General features: G+C 50.5%; 13 protein-coding genes. 3 read left to right on the forward strand and 10 right to left on the reverse strand.

Going from position 1 to position 16,003, the window contains the following annotated elements; translation table 11 throughout:
• Nucleotides 1–61: 61 nt before the first annotated feature.
• Together ACTJJS_RS25650 and ACTJJS_RS25655 are read right to left on the reverse strand one after the other, a co-directional pair.
• A complete protein-coding gene (locus tag ACTJJS_RS25650; RefSeq protein WP_343746172.1) occupies nucleotides 62–361 on the reverse strand; it encodes a hypothetical protein in 300 nt (99 codons plus the stop codon).
• A 24-nt stretch (nucleotides 362–385) separates the two neighbouring features.
• A complete protein-coding gene (locus ACTJJS_RS25655) occupies nucleotides 386–1,639 on the reverse strand; it encodes an ABC transporter permease (protein ID WP_168874577.1) in 1,254 nt (417 codons plus the stop codon).
• A gap of 102 nt (nucleotides 1,640–1,741) precedes the next feature.
• Between ACTJJS_RS25655 and ACTJJS_RS25660 the strand changes: the two genes are divergently transcribed.
• Nucleotides 1,742–3,325: a peptide chain release factor 3 gene (locus ACTJJS_RS25660; RefSeq protein WP_440666117.1), complete on the forward strand. Its 1,584-nt coding sequence runs from the start codon at nucleotides 1,742–1,744 to the stop codon at nucleotides 3,323–3,325.
• Nucleotides 3,326–3,488: 163 nt separating this feature from the next.
• Here the strand turns inward: ACTJJS_RS25660 and ACTJJS_RS25665 are convergent, their stop codons facing one another.
• The 6 genes from ACTJJS_RS25665 to ACTJJS_RS25690 all read right to left on the reverse strand — a co-directional run bounded on the left by ACTJJS_RS25665 (nucleotide 3,489) and on the right by ACTJJS_RS25690 (nucleotide 8,983).
• Nucleotides 3,489–3,980 carry a DUF6265 family protein gene (locus ACTJJS_RS25665; protein ID WP_440666119.1) on the reverse strand — a complete coding sequence of 164 codons (492 nt, stop codon included), beginning with the start codon at nucleotides 3,978–3,980 and terminating at the stop codon, nucleotides 3,489–3,491.
• Entirely contained in the window at nucleotides 3,952–5,871 is a 1,920-nt protein-coding gene (locus tag ACTJJS_RS25670; protein ID WP_168874574.1) for a menaquinone biosynthesis decarboxylase, read from the reverse strand. The genes ACTJJS_RS25665 and ACTJJS_RS25670 overlap by 29 nt, the downstream gene beginning before the upstream one ends.
• A gap of 108 nt (nucleotides 5,872–5,979) precedes the next feature.
• Entirely contained in the window at nucleotides 5,980–6,297 is a 318-nt protein-coding gene (locus ACTJJS_RS25675) for a hypothetical protein (protein WP_168874573.1), read from the reverse strand.
• Between the two features lie 850 nt (nucleotides 6,298–7,147).
• On the reverse strand, nucleotides 7,148–8,011 hold the full coding sequence (locus ACTJJS_RS25680) for a DUF6089 family protein (RefSeq protein WP_440666122.1): 864 nt from the start codon (nucleotides 8,009–8,011) through the stop codon (nucleotides 7,148–7,150).
• A 176-nt stretch (nucleotides 8,012–8,187) separates the two neighbouring features.
• Nucleotides 8,188–8,535 (reverse strand): DsrE family protein, encoded by a 348-nt coding sequence (locus ACTJJS_RS25685; RefSeq protein WP_440666124.1) that lies wholly within the window; start codon nucleotides 8,533–8,535, stop codon nucleotides 8,188–8,190.
• Nucleotides 8,536–8,593: 58 nt separating this feature from the next.
• Nucleotides 8,594–8,983, reverse strand: a complete 390-nt coding sequence (locus tag ACTJJS_RS25690; protein ID WP_440666126.1) for a hypothetical protein — start codon at nucleotides 8,981–8,983, stop codon at nucleotides 8,594–8,596.
• Between the two features lie 327 nt (nucleotides 8,984–9,310).
• On the opposite strand from ACTJJS_RS25690, the gene ACTJJS_RS25695 reads away from it, so the two are divergent.
• The gene (locus tag ACTJJS_RS25695) at nucleotides 9,311–10,237 is read left to right on the forward strand and encodes a helix-turn-helix transcriptional regulator (RefSeq protein ID WP_440666128.1); all 927 of its coding nucleotides are present in this window, start codon (nucleotides 9,311–9,313) and stop codon (nucleotides 10,235–10,237) included.
• Between the two features lie 195 nt (nucleotides 10,238–10,432).
• On the opposite strand, the gene ACTJJS_RS25700 is transcribed toward ACTJJS_RS25695, so the two are convergent.
• Nucleotides 10,433–11,524: a family 20 glycosylhydrolase gene (locus ACTJJS_RS25700; RefSeq protein ID WP_440666130.1), complete on the reverse strand. Its 1,092-nt coding sequence runs from the start codon at nucleotides 11,522–11,524 to the stop codon at nucleotides 10,433–10,435.
• Nucleotides 11,525–11,655: 131 nt separating this feature from the next.
• Between ACTJJS_RS25700 and ACTJJS_RS25705 the strand changes: the two genes are divergently transcribed.
• Nucleotides 11,656–12,798: an AI-2E family transporter gene (locus ACTJJS_RS25705; RefSeq protein WP_168874567.1), complete on the forward strand. Its 1,143-nt coding sequence runs from the start codon at nucleotides 11,656–11,658 to the stop codon at nucleotides 12,796–12,798.
• A gap of 80 nt (nucleotides 12,799–12,878) precedes the next feature.
• On the opposite strand, the gene ACTJJS_RS25710 is transcribed toward ACTJJS_RS25705, so the two are convergent.
• Entirely contained in the window at nucleotides 12,879–15,998 is a 3,120-nt protein-coding gene (locus tag ACTJJS_RS25710; RefSeq protein WP_440666132.1) for an efflux RND transporter permease subunit, read from the reverse strand.
• Between the last annotated feature and the right edge of the window lie 5 nt (nucleotides 15,999–16,003).

Genomic DNA, 16,003 nt, shown 5'->3' on the forward strand with positions numbered 1-16,003 from the left:
CGGCAAAAATAAACAAAAAAGGCGGGAATACTCCCGCCTCTTTGCATATACTTACTATCCATTATTTCGTTTCCAGGATGCACTCTATCCGCACTGTCCGGCCACTCATACAAGTGGAGACCCGGTCTTTCAGCTCCATAAAATCAAACTTCACCGCCTGTCCCGCTTTCAGGGTAAACCCCGGTACCGCAAACTCGACCGGTAACAGGATGGTGCCGTCTTTCATTTCAATCACCAGCCCACAGCCGTCAATACCGCTCAAATCCTTTACCACACCGGCATACCGGCAACTACTGGCCGGCGGCGACGTTTTGCACGCTGCAAATATAAACAGAACCGCGCATAGGGACACTGTTTTCATACCAGTTTATTTGAGGGATGATCATTAATTGCTCCTGATAGCCACTACCGGGTCCAGTTTGCTGGCAAAATATGCAGGTATGAAGCCGGCCAGGATGCCTACCACCACAGAAATGGACAGTCCAAGGATAACATTTCCCATGGACAAATACATCTGGAAGGTACTTGCCAAATTTATGACAACTGTACAGAGATATACCAGCACCAGCCCTAAAGATCCCCCAATCAGACATAAAACGACGGCTTCCATGAGAAATTCCGCCAGAATAATACCCCTTCTGGCCCCGATGGCCTTTTTCAGGCCAATAATACTGGTCCGCTCCTTCACCGTCACAAACATGATATTGGCAATCCCGAAGGCCCCTACGATCAGCGCAAAAATAGCAATGAAAAAACCGCCCACATTGATGGCGCCAAAGATAGAGTTCAGACTTTCGCTGGCGGAACTGATCTCATTCAGCGCAAAATCATCCTCCTCCCGGGGCTTCAGCCGGTGCGACGCCCGCAGCACGCCCCGCAGCTCGTCCTTCAGCTGGGTCATGGATACGTTGGCCCGGGCCTTTACCTGTATGTAAGGATCTGCATACCGCCGCTCATCTACCAGCGTACGGGCAAACCGGTATGGCAGTATGATCGCATTATCGTAATTGGGCCCGCCTATCATGCTCTCCCCTTTCTTCTTCAGCAAACCGATGATCTTCACGTCACGTCCCATGATCCGCACGATCTTGCCCAGTGCCTGCTCCGGCGACCGGAAAAGGCCGTCCCATATGGTAGCTCCCAAAATGGCCACATTGGTGCCGCTGTTGCTTTCCGTATTGGCAAAGAAACGCCCCTGCACAATCTGCATCTGCTGTATTTTGTCAAAATCATTGCTGACAGCCATCATCGTCACCCCCTCCATGTAATCGTCCCCATACTCCACCTTCTTGGAAGAAACATCGAAATTGAAAGCTACATAACTGGCACTCTGCACCTTGTCCTGGATAGTCCGGAAGTCTTTGTACTCCGGTACCGGCCGGTTCATGTATTTCCACCACGGATACTCCCCGTTACCTCCCCAGGGCCACTTCTGGACGTAAATAACATCATCGCCCAGCGCGGCCAGGTCGCTCCGGACATTCCTCTCCAGGCTGTTGGTAAGCGTAAAAACCGTGATAATACAGAATATGCCGATGGTAATGCCCAACAGCGACAAAAATGTACGCAGCTTATTCACCCGCAGCTCATCTACAGCCATCTTCAAACTGGTCAGTAATATTTTAAGGGTAGCTATCATATTCCAAATTTAAAGGATTTATAGGCACCCACCTCGCCAATAAACACGAAATATAGCCGGAAAAAAAATTTAGTTACCTTTGCAGCCATTTTTTGGTTCTATATGAAGTACGCTAACGAAATAAATAAAAGAAAATCCTTTGCTATCATCGCCCACCCGGATGCCGGTAAAACTACGCTCACAGAGAAATTCCTCCTGTTCGGCGGCGCCATCCAGACTGCCGGCGCGGTGAAATCCAATAAAATCAAGAAGCACACCACTTCCGACTTCATGGAAATTGAACGGCAAAGAGGTATCTCCGTAGCGACTTCGGTTATGACCTTCGAATACCGCGATATCCTGGTCAACCTCCTCGATACCCCCGGCCACAAAGACTTCGCGGAAGACACCTACCGCACCCTCACCGCGGTGGACAGCGTGGTACTGGTGATCGACTGCGTGAAAGGGGTGGAAGAACAAACGGAAAGACTCATGGAAGTATGCCGCATGCGCGACACGCCCGTGATCATCTTCGTGAATAAAATGGACCGCGATGGTAAATACCCCTTCGACCTGCTCGATGAACTGGAAGAAAAACTCAACATCCGCGTAAGACCCCTCAGCTGGCCTATCAATATGGGTAAAGACTTCAAAGGGGTATACAACCTGTACGATAAAAGCTTCGTGGCCTTCCAGCCCAATAAAAAAGCGACCGACGAAGACGTGGTGGCCCTCCCCGATCTCTCCAGCAGCTTCGTGGACGAACACTTCGACACCAAAGACGCGGAACAACTGCGCGGTGATGTGGAACTGATCGAAGGCGTATACGACACCTTCGATAAAGAAGAATACCTGCAGGGTAAACTGGCCCCGGTTTTCTTCGGCAGCGCCGTTAATAACTTCGGGGTGAAAGACCTGCTGGACACCTTCGTGGAAATAGCGCCAACACCGCGCAACCGCGAAGCCAGCTCCCGCGAAATCGATGTGCATGAAGATAAATTCAGCGGCTTCATCTTTAAAATCCACGCCAACCTCGATCCCCGCCACCGCGACCGTATCGCCTTCCTGCGCGTATGCTCCGGCAAATTCGAAAGAAACAAATTCTATCATCACGTTCGCCTCGATAAGGACGTGCGCTTCAGCAACCCTTACAGCTTCCTGGCCCGTGAAAAAAATATCGTGGACGACGCCTATCCCGGCGACGTGGTAGGCCTGTTCGATACCGGCAACTTCAAAATCGGTGACACCCTCACCGAAGGCGAAAACTTCTTCATCACCGGTATCCCCAGCTTCTCCCCTGAACTGTTCAAGGAACTGGTCAACAAAGACCCGATGAAAACCAAACAACTGGAAAAAGGCATCCGCCAGCTGACAGACGAAGGCGTGGCCCAGCTGTTTACCCAGCACGGCGGCAACCGCAAAATCATCGGCTGCGTAGGCGATCTCCAGTTCGAGGTAATTCAATACCGCCTCCTCCAGGAATACGGCGCCGCTGCCCAATTCAACTCACTGCCCTTCTATAAAGCCTGCTGGATCACCGGCCCTAAAGACAAAATCGAGGAGTTCATCCGCTTCAAATCCGCCAACATCGTGGAAGACAAAGACGGGCACCTCGTATACCTGGCCCAGTCCGAATGGTACCTCAACACTGAAAGGACCAACAACCCGGAAATACAGTTCAATTTCACGTCCGAAATCCACAAATAATCAATTACGAATTACGAATTACGAATTACGAATTACGAATTACGAATTATAAAAGCGAAGACCTGAGCGATAATATTTGCTCAGGTCTTCGCTTTTATAATCCGGGATGATCTCCCCGTATAAATTCGTAATTCGTAATTCGTAATTCGTAATTTGTAATTGATCATTCCGCCCGTTGGTACGGGAATATATACTCCTCTGTAGTCCCGTCCCGCTTGCCTTCCACCCGGGCATCCAGATGTTCGGCGTCTTTAAACCGATATGTGACCTTCCTTGGGAAATCATTGGCCAGGTCTTCTGCTACAAACCCGATTTCTTTCAGCACCCGCAGCTTAAGCCGGATAGGCGTGGTAGCAGTGCGGCCTTCGTAAACGGGAATGAAAAAGATATCGTTGCCGCGGCGCGCCAGTTCCACCGACTGTTGCAGCGTGCTATCGGCGCCGGCTACACGCCAGGTCCTGCCTGTCCAGGTAGAATCATTGGTGCGTGACCATGTCTCTACTACAGCGCCCAGTTTGGTCCTCATTTTCCAGGTGCCGGCCAGTTTGTCAAGCATCCTGAAATCGGCAGGGCGTACCTGCGCGGTGGCAGACAAACTGCCTGCCAGCAGGAACAACAGCACCAGGCTATTGCTCCACCACAGCTTCTTCACCATAAATCTGATGTTTGTATTTAAGAGAGGGAGAAGCCACGAAAGGCCCTATCTGCAGGTCTTTCCAGAGGGCGTCCACTTTACGGATCGTATCGTCGTCTGCCACAATGATATTGGGCCAGTCCCGCTCAAAGTTGTCCAGCAACCTTGTCTTCAGCGTACCGTCCATACCGATGGCGCCGATATAGCGGCCATTGCCTGCAGGCTTGCGGACCACAAAGCTGTCACGCTTAGGGTCCATGTTATTGCAGAAACGCCATAAGGCTGAAGCGAGGTCGGTCACGTCCACGGTATGTTCCACATATAGCACCATCTTTACGCCTTCCAGCGCAGGCAGCGTATACAGCTGCTCGTTCAGCTCCCTCACATGGAAAGGACGGCTCTTTTGCACAGACACCAGGACACAGGGGATATCTATGGCCAGCAGACTGCTGTTGATGCCTTTTATCTCTGGGAACTGCTGCATGATGGAAGCCGCGTCCAGCGACTTCGGCGCGGGCGCCTGCTGGTAAGCGTTGTCAGTTTCTTCTTCGTACTTCCGGGTGCCATCAATGCACATCTTGCCACCGAAACCCATTTTGGAACAGGAATGGTCCAGCACGTCCATAGGGCCCTGGCTCAGGTAGATGTCCGTAGCCGGATTAAGGTTACGGAATACGTACTGCGCCAGCTTTTTATAGTCGGTGATACTTTCACCTTCATCACTTACCACCAATATTTTGTTGAACATCATCTGACCGGCGCCCCACATGGCATTCATCACTTTCTGCGCCTGTCCGGCATAGTCTTTTTTGATCTGTGAGATCACGAGGTTATGGAACACGCCTTCCACGGGCATTTCCATGTTAACAATTTCCGGCACCAGCGTCATTTTGATAGGCGCCAGGAAAATACGTTCGGTGGCCTTGCCTATCCAGGCATCTTCCTGCGGCGGAATGCCTACTATCGTTGACGGATATACGGCATCTTTACGATGGGTGATGGCAGTCACATGGAAGCGAGGGTACCAGTCGGCCAGGGAGTAATACCCGGTATGGTCGCCGAAAGGCCCTTCCCAGATCAGTTCTTCTCCCGGGTCTACATATCCTTCTATCACAAAATCGGCATCTGCGGGCACTTCAATCTCCGGCTGGGTAATACACTTTACCAGCTCCACTTTTTTCTTGCGAAGGAAACCGGCCAGCATGTATTCGTCCACGTTTTCCGGCAGCGGCGCGGTGGCGGAGTAGGTGTAAACCGGGTCGCCGCCCAGCACTACGGCCACGGGCATACGTTTGTTCAGTTTTTTGTACTCCATGAAGTGTTTGGCGGAAACTTTATGTTTATGCCAGTGCATGCCGGTCATATCTTTTTCAAACACCTGCATGCGGTACATGCCTACGTTGCGGCTACCGGTGACCGGATCTTTGGTGTGGATCACGGGAAGGGTGATAAACGGACCACCGTCCTTAGGCCAGCAGGTGAGCACCGGCAGTTTGCCAAGGTCTGGAGTGGCCATCACCACTTCCTGGCAGGCGCCTTTTCCGCTCACGACCTTAGGCATCCAGGAAGCAAATTGTCCCAGTTTAGGCAACATGGCCAGTTTATCGAGGATGCTCTCCTTGGGTTTGGACAGCATTTTAAACAGCTCTTCTATTTCATGGGCCACATCGTCGAGCTCCTGTACGCCCAATGCCATGCACATGCGTTTATAGCTGCCCATGGAATTGATCAGTACCGGAAAATCATAACCGGTATTTTCAAACAGCAGGGCTTTGCCCCCACCGGGCATTTTACTTACCCTGTCGGTGATTTCCGCTATTTCGAGCTTAGGGTCCACATATGTGCTGATGCGCTGCAGTTCTCCTTCCTGTTCCAGCTTCTCTATAAAGTGCCTGAGATTTTTATATGCCATTGTTAAATTATCTAATAAACCAGTCAACAAAAGTAAACATACCGCGCCGCAATAAAAAATGCCCCCGGAATAATACCGGGAGGCATCTCATTTATCTGTTCTCAGTTATCAATTGACGATAGTGACACCAGCGTGGAACACAGCTCTGGGCCGTGGCGCGTAGTAAGGTCTTGGCGGTGGCGGCGGAACAGGCACTGGTACCGGATAATAAGCAGGTTCAGCATATACTACCCTTCTTCTCGGGCGGTAGCAGTCGTCATCGTCCCATCTGCGGCAATCCCTGTCTTTCCAGTATTTACGTTCCCACTTATCGTAGTGTTTTTCACGGCCGTGGCCCCAGCCTCTTCCGCGGTCCCAGCCTCTCTGGGCGTAGGTGGTAGCTACGGTACCTCCCAGGAGCAGCATCATCAGCAGTACTTTTTTCATGTTTCTCGGTTTTTGTTAAGATCGGTTGGTAAATAAATGTTGCGGTGTTTTACAGGCTATACAGTGTAACGACGGAATTAGCTGCATATAGGGCGCCAGGGTATCCGGCATAGCTGTAGCTGTATCTGTGTTTATAATGTTTATGTTTTTTGTAATGTCTCCGGTGAGGCGGCATCGGCGGCCTTGGCGGCCTGTGTACATGATGCGGCGGAAACGGAGGCCTCGGCGGTCTTGGTGGCCTTGGTGGCAAAGGCGGATGTGGAAGATGCCGTGGAGGCGGCGGCGGAAACGGCGGTGCCGGTGGCCTGTGTTGCGCAGAAAGGCTCATCGTTCCTGCCAACATTACCACGGTTGCTGCGTATAATAGTTTCTTCATGACATTTCGATTTGACCTTTACAGGAGAATGCAGACCAGCCTATTTTACATTGTGGTGTTTCGTTACTCTCTCCGCGATTTCTGAACCATGCTGCAGCTACTTTAAGCTGGTGTTTGCGATTCTTTACCTGTTTAAACAGATAAAACCAACAACTATGCCAATAAACGTAATCCCTTTACCACAAAAGAAATCCCGGCTTGGAAGGGCCGGGATACAGTTTATAAATGGACTTTATTGGGGGTTGAAAGTCGGGGTGCAAAGACAAACTCCATGCCATAACTATGATGGCCATGATTTTTACCGGTCCGCCTGATGTAGGAAGATATAAACGAAATGCTCCTCTTGCTGCTTATTAAAAAAGCCTCTGTGATAAAACACAGAGGCTTCCGGTATCATTAATAAACCCGTTTATTTTTATTCCTGTTGAGGTCCTTTCCAATCAGACAAATCAGCAAAAATCACGGCCATTGCTGTTACCGCAATATCGGACATCTTGTCGCTTTCACTTTGCCCCATCCGCTGCCGCCGCCCAGGCGATAGGTGATGGTCAAACCGGAGAAAGCGTACCAGTCTTTATATTTGGCGGAACCACGTTTAGAGCCATCAGGAGGATATACGCCAGGTGTTTGTTTGCCGGTCAGCTCATCGCCACGGAAAGCCATATCAACGGCCTTTTGGCCACGATAGGCCAGCAAGGTGTTCTGATCTACGTAGTTGGTGCTCACATCATCGAGATAGTCAGTGGTGGTAGGACGCAGCCCTATTTCAAAACCGAGGGTCCATTTGTCGTTGAGGATAGCTTTCACACCAGCGCCCATCGGGAAAGACCAGGCAAAAAGATCGTAAGGCTGGCGTTGCGGATATTGCGGAAGGCCCTGCCCTTCTGTGCCCAGCGGACGTAAACGTACTACGTTACCGGATATGTCTTTGGCAGTAGGGTCAAAACCAAAACCACCTACGCCAATAAACACAAAAGGCGTAAATCCTTTTTCATCGAGATCAAGGAAGTTAATTTCAGCAATCAGGCTGCCTTCAAAAACGTTGCTTTTAAAACTGAGGTTACGGGCCACCAGACTAGGCTCCGCATTGGTGCTGTCCGCAGCGGCAACAATGCCCCACGTGAAACCGGCCCTTAACGTCAGGTAACGGTTGATGTCCTTCCTTACCAACAACCCCAGTGAAGGGCGCGTGTATTTCAGGTCTACCTTCTGTTGAACAAGATCACCACTGTAGTTGGAAATACCGGCAAAAGCACCTATATGCCAATCCTGCGCGAAGCTAAAAAAGGGTACTGCCATGGATAACAACAGTATTCCGGCAAATTTTCTGAATTTCAAAGTATTTTGGTTTTAAGAGGTTAGTCCTGATCTATTTAACGTTTTAATGAACAGTTTTATTTGGTGAACAGTTCTCAAAAATAAAGCCTTCTTTCCCAATAAACTATCAAAGATGTAAAAATAAACTAATAAACCAATTAAGTAATACGCTGTGAAAAACAAATCCGGAAAAACTATCAGCAACGGATATATGACCAACCGGCTGCCTGCCGCTCCACCAGATGGGCCACGGCCGCAGGCACCACCTCCACAAAAGGCAACAGCTGGTCCGTCTTCAGCTGTCTGCCATTGATCGTATTCCGGCAAATCAGCCAGCGTACTGACCGGGCATGCAGCTCTTTTACTTTATCTGCCAATGGATTGTCTGCCGTCAACAACAATGGCCAGGCGTCGCCATGCACGGCTACCTCCACGGTTATACGGGATTGCTGTTCGTGATAATATTGTAACAGATTGTGAAGCTGGCCCAATAAAGCTTTTTGGGCATCCGCGGCAGCAGACGTGATCTGAAAAATGACTTGCATGGCAACAAACCTACTGAAATAGCGGTAAATGCGGCAAAAAAAAACCGGGTGGCAGTCGTTACATATCGGGGAAATCGTCGTCTTCTTCCGGCTGGGGACCACCGGAATTTTTACGTGGCTGTAAAGTGGCGGTTTTACGCTCCAACGCTTTGTACCTCCGGGAAGCTTCCCGCAACTGGAATACCAGCGAGGCAGCCCGGACCTCCTGCTGATGCAGGTTCACCTCCGCCAGCAGCAGCGCTTTGCGCTGGCGTACCATCACCATCCAGCATATCACCAACAGGACTGCCAGCAGTAAAAACAAGGGCACCAGTATATACAGTGCCCATACCAGGCTGTCGCCGGCCGTTTGTACTGGCACGGTATCCTGCCGGGCGTCGTCACGGCCGGCACAACCCCATAACAGGATCAGTAAGCAGAAATACCGGATGGAAATAAAGCGTTGCAATGTCTTAATAATGGTTAGCCGGATATAGCCTTGTCTTTAAAATTATCAAATCAACCTGATAAAAAGTTGTCCAATCTGGCTTTTTTTGAATCATCCGGTGGGTAAAATCAGGGGAAATCAATAGCAGAAAATCTCCATATGATCAAAATAAATTCATTTTCCCGATTATACAATACTGGTTATCAACCGGTAATTTTTTTTCTCAAAAAAACAAACGGGTTACCACCAAAAAAAATTAACTTGGAAGATAACTATAATACATCCGTGCCCATTTTTAATAAGGAAGAAAGCGAATCACCCATCCCGTGAAGTAACCAAAAATCGAGTATGTTAAAAACTGCTGTTATCACCAAGCAACAACTGGAGCACCTTGTTCTGCAGGGGATGTCCTATGCGGACGATCACGTAGGCGATACCTTCAGTATCAAAGACGTGTCCGACCGCCTCGGTATCTCCTACTCCTATTTCTATCACAACTTTGCCGATTACATGGGAGAACCTTTCTGGCACTATGTAAAACGCCATCGCCTTGAACTGTCCGCCGGCCTGTTGCGCCATAGCGGCCATTCCATCGGCATCATCAGCGACCTTTGCGGATACGCTACAACAGCAGCTTTCAGCAAGGCTTTCAAACAACATTTTAAGGAAAGCCCCAAAGAATTCCGTCGCATCGCGGAACTGCCCAACGAAAAAAGGACCATCCAGATCATTGAAACCATCACCACCACAACAGGCACAGATATCTTCGGGAACTTCTTCCGGTACGACCGTGGCGAAAGAGTACAACTCCCCGACTCGGTACTGTACTACTCCCTGCTGTCACGCGGCCAGAACCCCATCGGTGAAATGATCGTCAAAATGAACCAGTACTTCAACGCCTTCAGCAAAATACTCGGCCAGATAGAAATAGCCACCGCTAAAATCATCACCGGAACACTGGACTCCGTACCGGTGACCGACTACGAAAAAATATCCATCTACGCCGGCCTCAGCATCCCGCTACACGCTACGGCCGCACACCAACACATGGAAAACAACTACGGCTACCTGATGCGCAAACGCATCCCCGGCGGCACCTACCTGCGGCTCCCCGTGCCCATGGACTTTGCCACAGCCGGCATTCCCATGTACAACTTCATTAACCAGAACTGCAAAGAAGGAAATTTCAAAATGAGCGGCAACCACTTCTTTATGGTACTCAACGGCACATCCGCCTGCGAAATTTATATACCGCTGCTGCGTAAACATTATTGATCCCAGGATTCCCAGGGCTGAAGCCCTGGGCTACGTTGTGTTTCAGGTGTCTGTCATTAGCAGAATGACGATGTTAATGCAGCAGTGCTTTCTTATTTTTCATTCTCTGTTTGCGATAGTGTTTTTTCATAAACGCAACAGGGCTGGTCTATTGGCCAACCCTGTTGCGTTTATGATGTCGCTTCTCCTGCTTTCTTATTTCGTGAAGATGGCGCGGAAGCAGTTGGCGCTTGTGTTCACAGTGTCTTTCTGCGGTTTGCCACGGCCATAAAACTCATCCAGGAAATGGCCGGCATCTGACCATACGGTCTGCATCATGCCCTGGTAACGGGGTTTCATTTCCTTCGTGGCGGTGGCGCGGAAATCATACATGTCCCTGAGCTGCGCTACCGCATTGTCGGGCATACGCCACGGACAAGTGATCACCTGTAATCCTTTGGACGCAAAATAAACGGGCGATTTGTCAGGACGCTCATAGTGCCAGTCGCAGATCACAATATCTTTCGGTACCAGGTCCACAGCACGGTGTGTATTGTTCATGCTGGCCTCCCACATGCCCATACCGGTGGTTTTGCCGTCCAGCAGGCGGTCGCCCCAAATCCACAAGGTACGGCCTTTCTGCGCCAGGTGATTGCGGATGGTCCATACCTCGCCGGCATACAGCTCGGCTTTGTCGCGGCCCCCGCAGCGCGGACATTTATCCTCGCCGATGTAAAACACCTCGTCCATGCCGGCATGGAACGCAGTCGCCTCAAACACGTCCAGGATCTCGTCCACCAGCTCAAACACCACTTTGTGGACGCCCGGGTGCAACGGGCAATAACTCTTGCAATACAGGCCGTCAGCGTTAGGCCATTCATATTTCTCCGGCATCTTCACCCAGGGGGTTTCGTCAAAGTCCGGGTACACCTTCAGCAGGTTCATCGTGGTACCGGCCCATGACTGATGCCCCAACAGATTGATCTGCGGCACCAGCCGGATCTGATGCTGCCGGCATACCTGCACCAGCTCCTTTACCTGCGCTTTCGTCAGCGCGCCAGGGTCGCGCAGCTCAGGATGAGAGGTATACTCATAATTGAAATCCACCCGCAGTACCAGCGTGTTGATGTGCCGCGGCGCCAGTTCCTCGCGGATAAATTTCAGAAAGGGCGCCAGTCCGGCCCCTGTAGGCGCGGCAATGCAGAAACCTCGTACAGGCAGGGTATCTTTCGGTAAGGCGATGGAAGAAGAGGGAAACAGTACAGTGCTGCCCAACAGCAGCAATAGCATGGTCAATAGTTTTTTCATAAAGGGCAATTTTTTCCAGCGTTTGCAACAAAATAGCAAATGCATCGCTTTTTATATAACGAAATCCGGCATTAGATAATTTCACATGCAAAAACATATGATTTTTAATAAATTTGACTAAACGCAAATCCATGACCGAGTTTAAGCTCCCTTTTAACGCGAGGCTTACCTTTACCCTTTTATCGCTCATTTTACTGGTGTACATCGCCCATACGGCCAGTGGGATCATCATCCCGCTGCTGTTTGCCTTCCTCATCTCCATTATGTTACTACCGGTAACGTATTTCCTGGAAAAACATAAATTCCCCCGGGGACTGGCCTCCGCGATCGCCGTATTGCTGTTCGTGATCGTTATCCTCCTGATCATGCTCGCCATGGGCACGCAGATGCAGGCCTTCATCGCGGACTTTCCACAGCTGGAAAAGAAACTGCTGGACACGGTCACTTCCCTCCAGGGATGGATTGACCATAAATTCCATATCAGCTCCAACGCGCAGCTCAGCTACCTGCAAAAAGCGGCCCTCGGAACACTCGGAACAGCCACCAGCTTTATCAGCCAGACTTTCCTGTCACTGTCTTCCCTGATCATCTTTGTGGTTTTTGTGCTGCTGTATTCCTTCTTCATGTTGTTTTACCGCAAACTGCTGGTGACCTTCCTCGTGAGGCTGTTTCAGGACAAACACCGTGACACCCTGCTCGATGTGCTCGCCCGCACCCGCTTTATCATCAAAAGCTACGTAGGCGGCCTGATGATAGAAATGGTCGTGGTGGCCCTTCTCAATACCACCGTATTCCTGATCCTTGGTATCAAATACGCTATCCTGCTGGGGGTAATGGCCGCCATCTTCAATATCATCCCCTATATCGGCATTTTCACGGCCCTGATCATCAGCATGCTCGTTACCCTCACCACGGGCACGCCTATAGCAGCGCTACAGGTAGGCATCTCGCTGTTCCTCATCCACCTGCTGGACAGTAACGTGCTCCTCCCCCGCATCGTAGGCTCCAAAGTGAAGATCAACGCCCTGGTGACCATCATCGGCGTAGTCATGGGCAACATGTTATGGGGCATCCCTGGTATGTTCCTCGCCATCCCCATCATCGCTATTATTAAAATCGTTTGTGAAAGTGTGGATTATATGAACCCCTGGGCCATCCTGTTGGGAGATGAACAAAAAGAGAAAACCGAAAAGGTAAACCAGGCAGCCGAAGAAAAAGGCCATCCTGATGTAGATAATCTCGCAGAAACACCTGACTCACCAGAAAAAAAATAATTACTAAGCTTATATACAAAAAGCCGCGGGAGACGAACTCCTGCGGCTTTTCTCATTTTATAAAACAACCAACTAAACTATTACGCTTCTGCCTTTCTCAACATGCTGCGGTATACCCAATAAAACACAATCGGGAAAATAAACAGGTTGAACAGCGTATCGGTAATCAACCCTCCGATCACCACGCGGGCCAATGGCCGTGCCGTCTCAGAGCCAATACCATGGCTCATGGCAGCCGGCAGCAATCCGATGGCGGCCATCATCGCTGTCATGATCACCGGCCGTATGCGCGACTCCACGCCATCATGTATGGCCTGTGCCAAAAGGCTGTCGGAATACTGATGCATCCCCCGGATATTCGTTTTGAACTTGGTCAGCAGGATCACGCCGTTCTGCACACAGATACCGAACAAGGCGATAAACCCTATACCGGCGGAAATACTGAAGTTAATGCCTGTCAGCCACAGCGAGAAAATACCACCGATAATGGCAAACGGCACGTTGTTCAGCACCAGCAGGGCATCTTTCATACGTCCAAACAGGATAAAGAGAAACAGGAAAATCAGGAGCAGGCTGATAGGCACCACCTGCGTCAGCCTTTTGGTGGCACGCTGCTGGTTTTCAAAGTCGCCGGCCCACTCCAGGAAATAGTTTTTGGGCAACGTTACCTGCTCGCCCACCTTTCTCCGGGCTTCATCAATAGTACTGCCCAGGTCACGGCCACGTACGGAAAACTTGATCGCTCCGTACCGCTGGTGTTTATCACGGTAAATCATGCTCGGCCCGATAATGTGGCTGATATCGGCAATTTCCTTCAACGGTATTTTGTTGCCCCGCAACGTAGGAATAGAGAGATTGCCAATCGCTACTTCATCTTCACGGAACCCTTCCGGGTAACGGATACGCAGGTCAAAGTTTCTCTCCCCTTCGTATATCTTAGTGGCGGCCTTACCACCGATCGCCATCTCGATAACAGAGTTGGCATCTTCTGTAGTGACGCCATATAGTGCCATCTTCTGCTGGTTCAGATTGATGCGCAGCTCCGGCTGGCCGATATTGCGCATGATGCCCAAATCTTCAATGCCCCTCACCGTTTTGAGGATTTTTTCGATCTGCTCTTCATGTTTTTCGACGGTCTTAAAATCATCCCCAAAGAGCTTCACTACAATGGAACCTTTTACACCAGATACCGCTTCTTCCACGTTATCCATGATAGGCTGGGAAAAATTGAGCGTTACGCCGGGCGTCCCGTCCAGTCTTCCATTCATCCTCCGGATAAGCTCCTCCTTGGATATCCCGCTCTTCCATTCATCCTGCGGGTAAATGTCTACATGGAACTCTATGTTATAAAAACCGGTAGCATCGGTACCGTCATTGGGACGGCCCGTTTGCGACATCACCTGCCTCACTTCCGGAAAGGCGAGTATCTTTTTACGCATCTCATCGGCCACTTTCACCGACTCTTCGAGGGAAGTGCTCAGCGGACCGGTGGCCCTGATATAGATAGCGCCTTCATTCAACTGTGGCAGGAACTCCGTTCCCAGGAAACGGAAACAGTACAGTCCAATGATGAGCACTACAATTGAAAGGGTGAACACCAGCCGGCGGTGATGGAAAGTATAGTTAAAGAGGCGTGACGTGGTTTTGTGCACAAACCGCAGGAAGAAGTTTTCTTTCTCCTTCACGTTTTTACGCAGCAGCACACTGGCCATGGCCGGCACCAGCGTAAATGTAAGTATCAGTGCGCCCAGCAGGGCAAAGCCCAGCGTCCACGCCAGCGGGGAGAACATCTTGCCTTCCACTTTCTCAAAGGTGAAGATGGGCAGCAACCCGGTGATGATGATCAGCTTGGCAAAGAAAATACCTTTACCGTTTTCCATACAGGCTTTGCGGATCATGCCCAGTTTGCTCAGGCGGTTGAACCGCTCCATGCCCACCTGGTGCGCCTTCCTGTCCAGCACCACAAAGATCCCTTCCATCATTACCACTGCGCCGTCTATGATGATGCCAAAGTCGATAGCGCCCATAGAGAGCAGGTTGGCGCTCATGCCTTTCAACTTCAGACAGATGAAGGCAAACAACAAGGCCAGTGGTATTACTACCGCTACGATGACCGTCGTGCGCCAGTCGGCCATGAAAATGAAAACAATCACCGTCACGAAGATGATGCCCTCAATCATGTTGTGCAACACCGTATGAGTGGAGAAATCGATCAGGTCTTCCCGGTTATAGAATGTTTTAATCTTTACATCGTCCGGCAGGATGCGGGTATTCAGTTCTTCAATTTTTTTCTTCAGTTCCACGATCACGTTGGCCGGGTTCTCGCCTTTGCGCATCACCACAATACCTTCCACCATATCATTGTCGCGGTCGCGGCCCACCTGCCCCAGGCGCGGCAGTGCCGCCACTGACACGTCGGCCACGTCTTTTACGAGGATGGGCGTACCGCCTATGTGGTCTACGATCACGTTCTTGATTTCCTCTACGTTATTGAGCACCCCGATGCCGCGCACGACATACGCCTGCGCATTTTTGACGATCACGTCGCCACCAACGTTGATATTGCTTTTGGAGAGCGCCTGATACATTTCCTGCGCCGTGATGCTGTACTGTACGGCTTTATCAGGATTCATGGTCACCTGGTAAATTTTCACTTCACCACCAAAGCTCACGATGTCCGCCACGCCGGGCACGGCCAGTAGATTGCGTTCCACCACCCAGTCCTGCAGCGTTTTCAGTTGCTCGATATTCAGTTTGCTGCTTTCCAGCGTGTACCGGTAAATCTCTCCGGTAGGGCCGTATGGCGGTTCTATCTCGGGGTCCGCCCCTTCCGGGAGGTTGGCGGACGCGATATTGTTATTGATCTGTTGCCGGGCGAAAGTATCATCCACATCATCGTCAAAGATCACTTTCACCACAGACAGTCCAAACAGGGAGGAGGAACGGATATGTGTTTTTTTCTGCGCCCTGTTCATCGCTATCTCGATGGGACGGGTCACGAATTTTTCCACTTCTTCCGCGCTGCGCCCCTGCCATTGGGTGATGATGGTCACCGTGGTGTTGGTCACGTCCGGGAAAGCGTCCACCCCTATCTGTTTAAAGCTGAGATAACCTGCAATGGCCATCACGCCGGCGGCAAAAAAAATGAAATATTTATTCTTCAGGGAGAAAGCTAGTATCTGCTTAATGAATCTGTTCATAATGC

It is taken from the genome of Chitinophaga sp. 22308, assembly GCF_052045305.1.
GTDB lineage: Bacteria > Bacteroidota > Bacteroidia > Chitinophagales > Chitinophagaceae > Chitinophaga > Chitinophaga varians_A.

Coding starts and splice junctions, on each gene's coding strand:
- ACTJJS_RS25675 (WP_168874573.1), bottom strand. CDS start 6,297: ATGAAAAAAGTACTGCTGATGATGCTGCTCCTGGGAGGTACCGTAGCT.
- ACTJJS_RS25685 (WP_440666124.1), bottom strand. CDS start 8,535: ATGCAAGTCATTTTTCAGATCACGTCTGCTGCCGCGGATGCCCAAAAA.
- ACTJJS_RS25705 (WP_168874567.1), top strand. CDS start 11,656: ATGACCGAGTTTAAGCTCCCTTTTAACGCGAGGCTTACCTTTACCCTT.
- ACTJJS_RS25655 (WP_168874577.1), bottom strand. CDS start 1,639: ATGATAGCTACCCTTAAAATATTACTGACCAGTTTGAAGATGGCTGTA.
- ACTJJS_RS25710 (WP_440666132.1), bottom strand. CDS start 15,998: ATGAACAGATTCATTAAGCAGATACTAGCTTTCTCCCTGAAGAATAAA.
- ACTJJS_RS25650 (WP_343746172.1), bottom strand. CDS start 361: ATGAAAACAGTGTCCCTATGCGCGGTTCTGTTTATATTTGCAGCGTGC.
- ACTJJS_RS25695 (WP_440666128.1), top strand. CDS start 9,311: ATGTTAAAAACTGCTGTTATCACCAAGCAACAACTGGAGCACCTTGTT.
- ACTJJS_RS25660 (WP_440666117.1), top strand. CDS start 1,742: ATGAAGTACGCTAACGAAATAAATAAAAGAAAATCCTTTGCTATCATC.
- ACTJJS_RS25665 (WP_440666119.1), bottom strand. CDS start 3,980: ATGGTGAAGAAGCTGTGGTGGAGCAATAGCCTGGTGCTGTTGTTCCTG.
- ACTJJS_RS25670 (WP_168874574.1), bottom strand. CDS start 5,871: ATGGCATATAAAAATCTCAGGCACTTTATAGAGAAGCTGGAACAGGAA.
- ACTJJS_RS25700 (WP_440666130.1), bottom strand. CDS start 11,524: ATGAAAAAACTATTGACCATGCTATTGCTGCTGTTGGGCAGCACTGTA.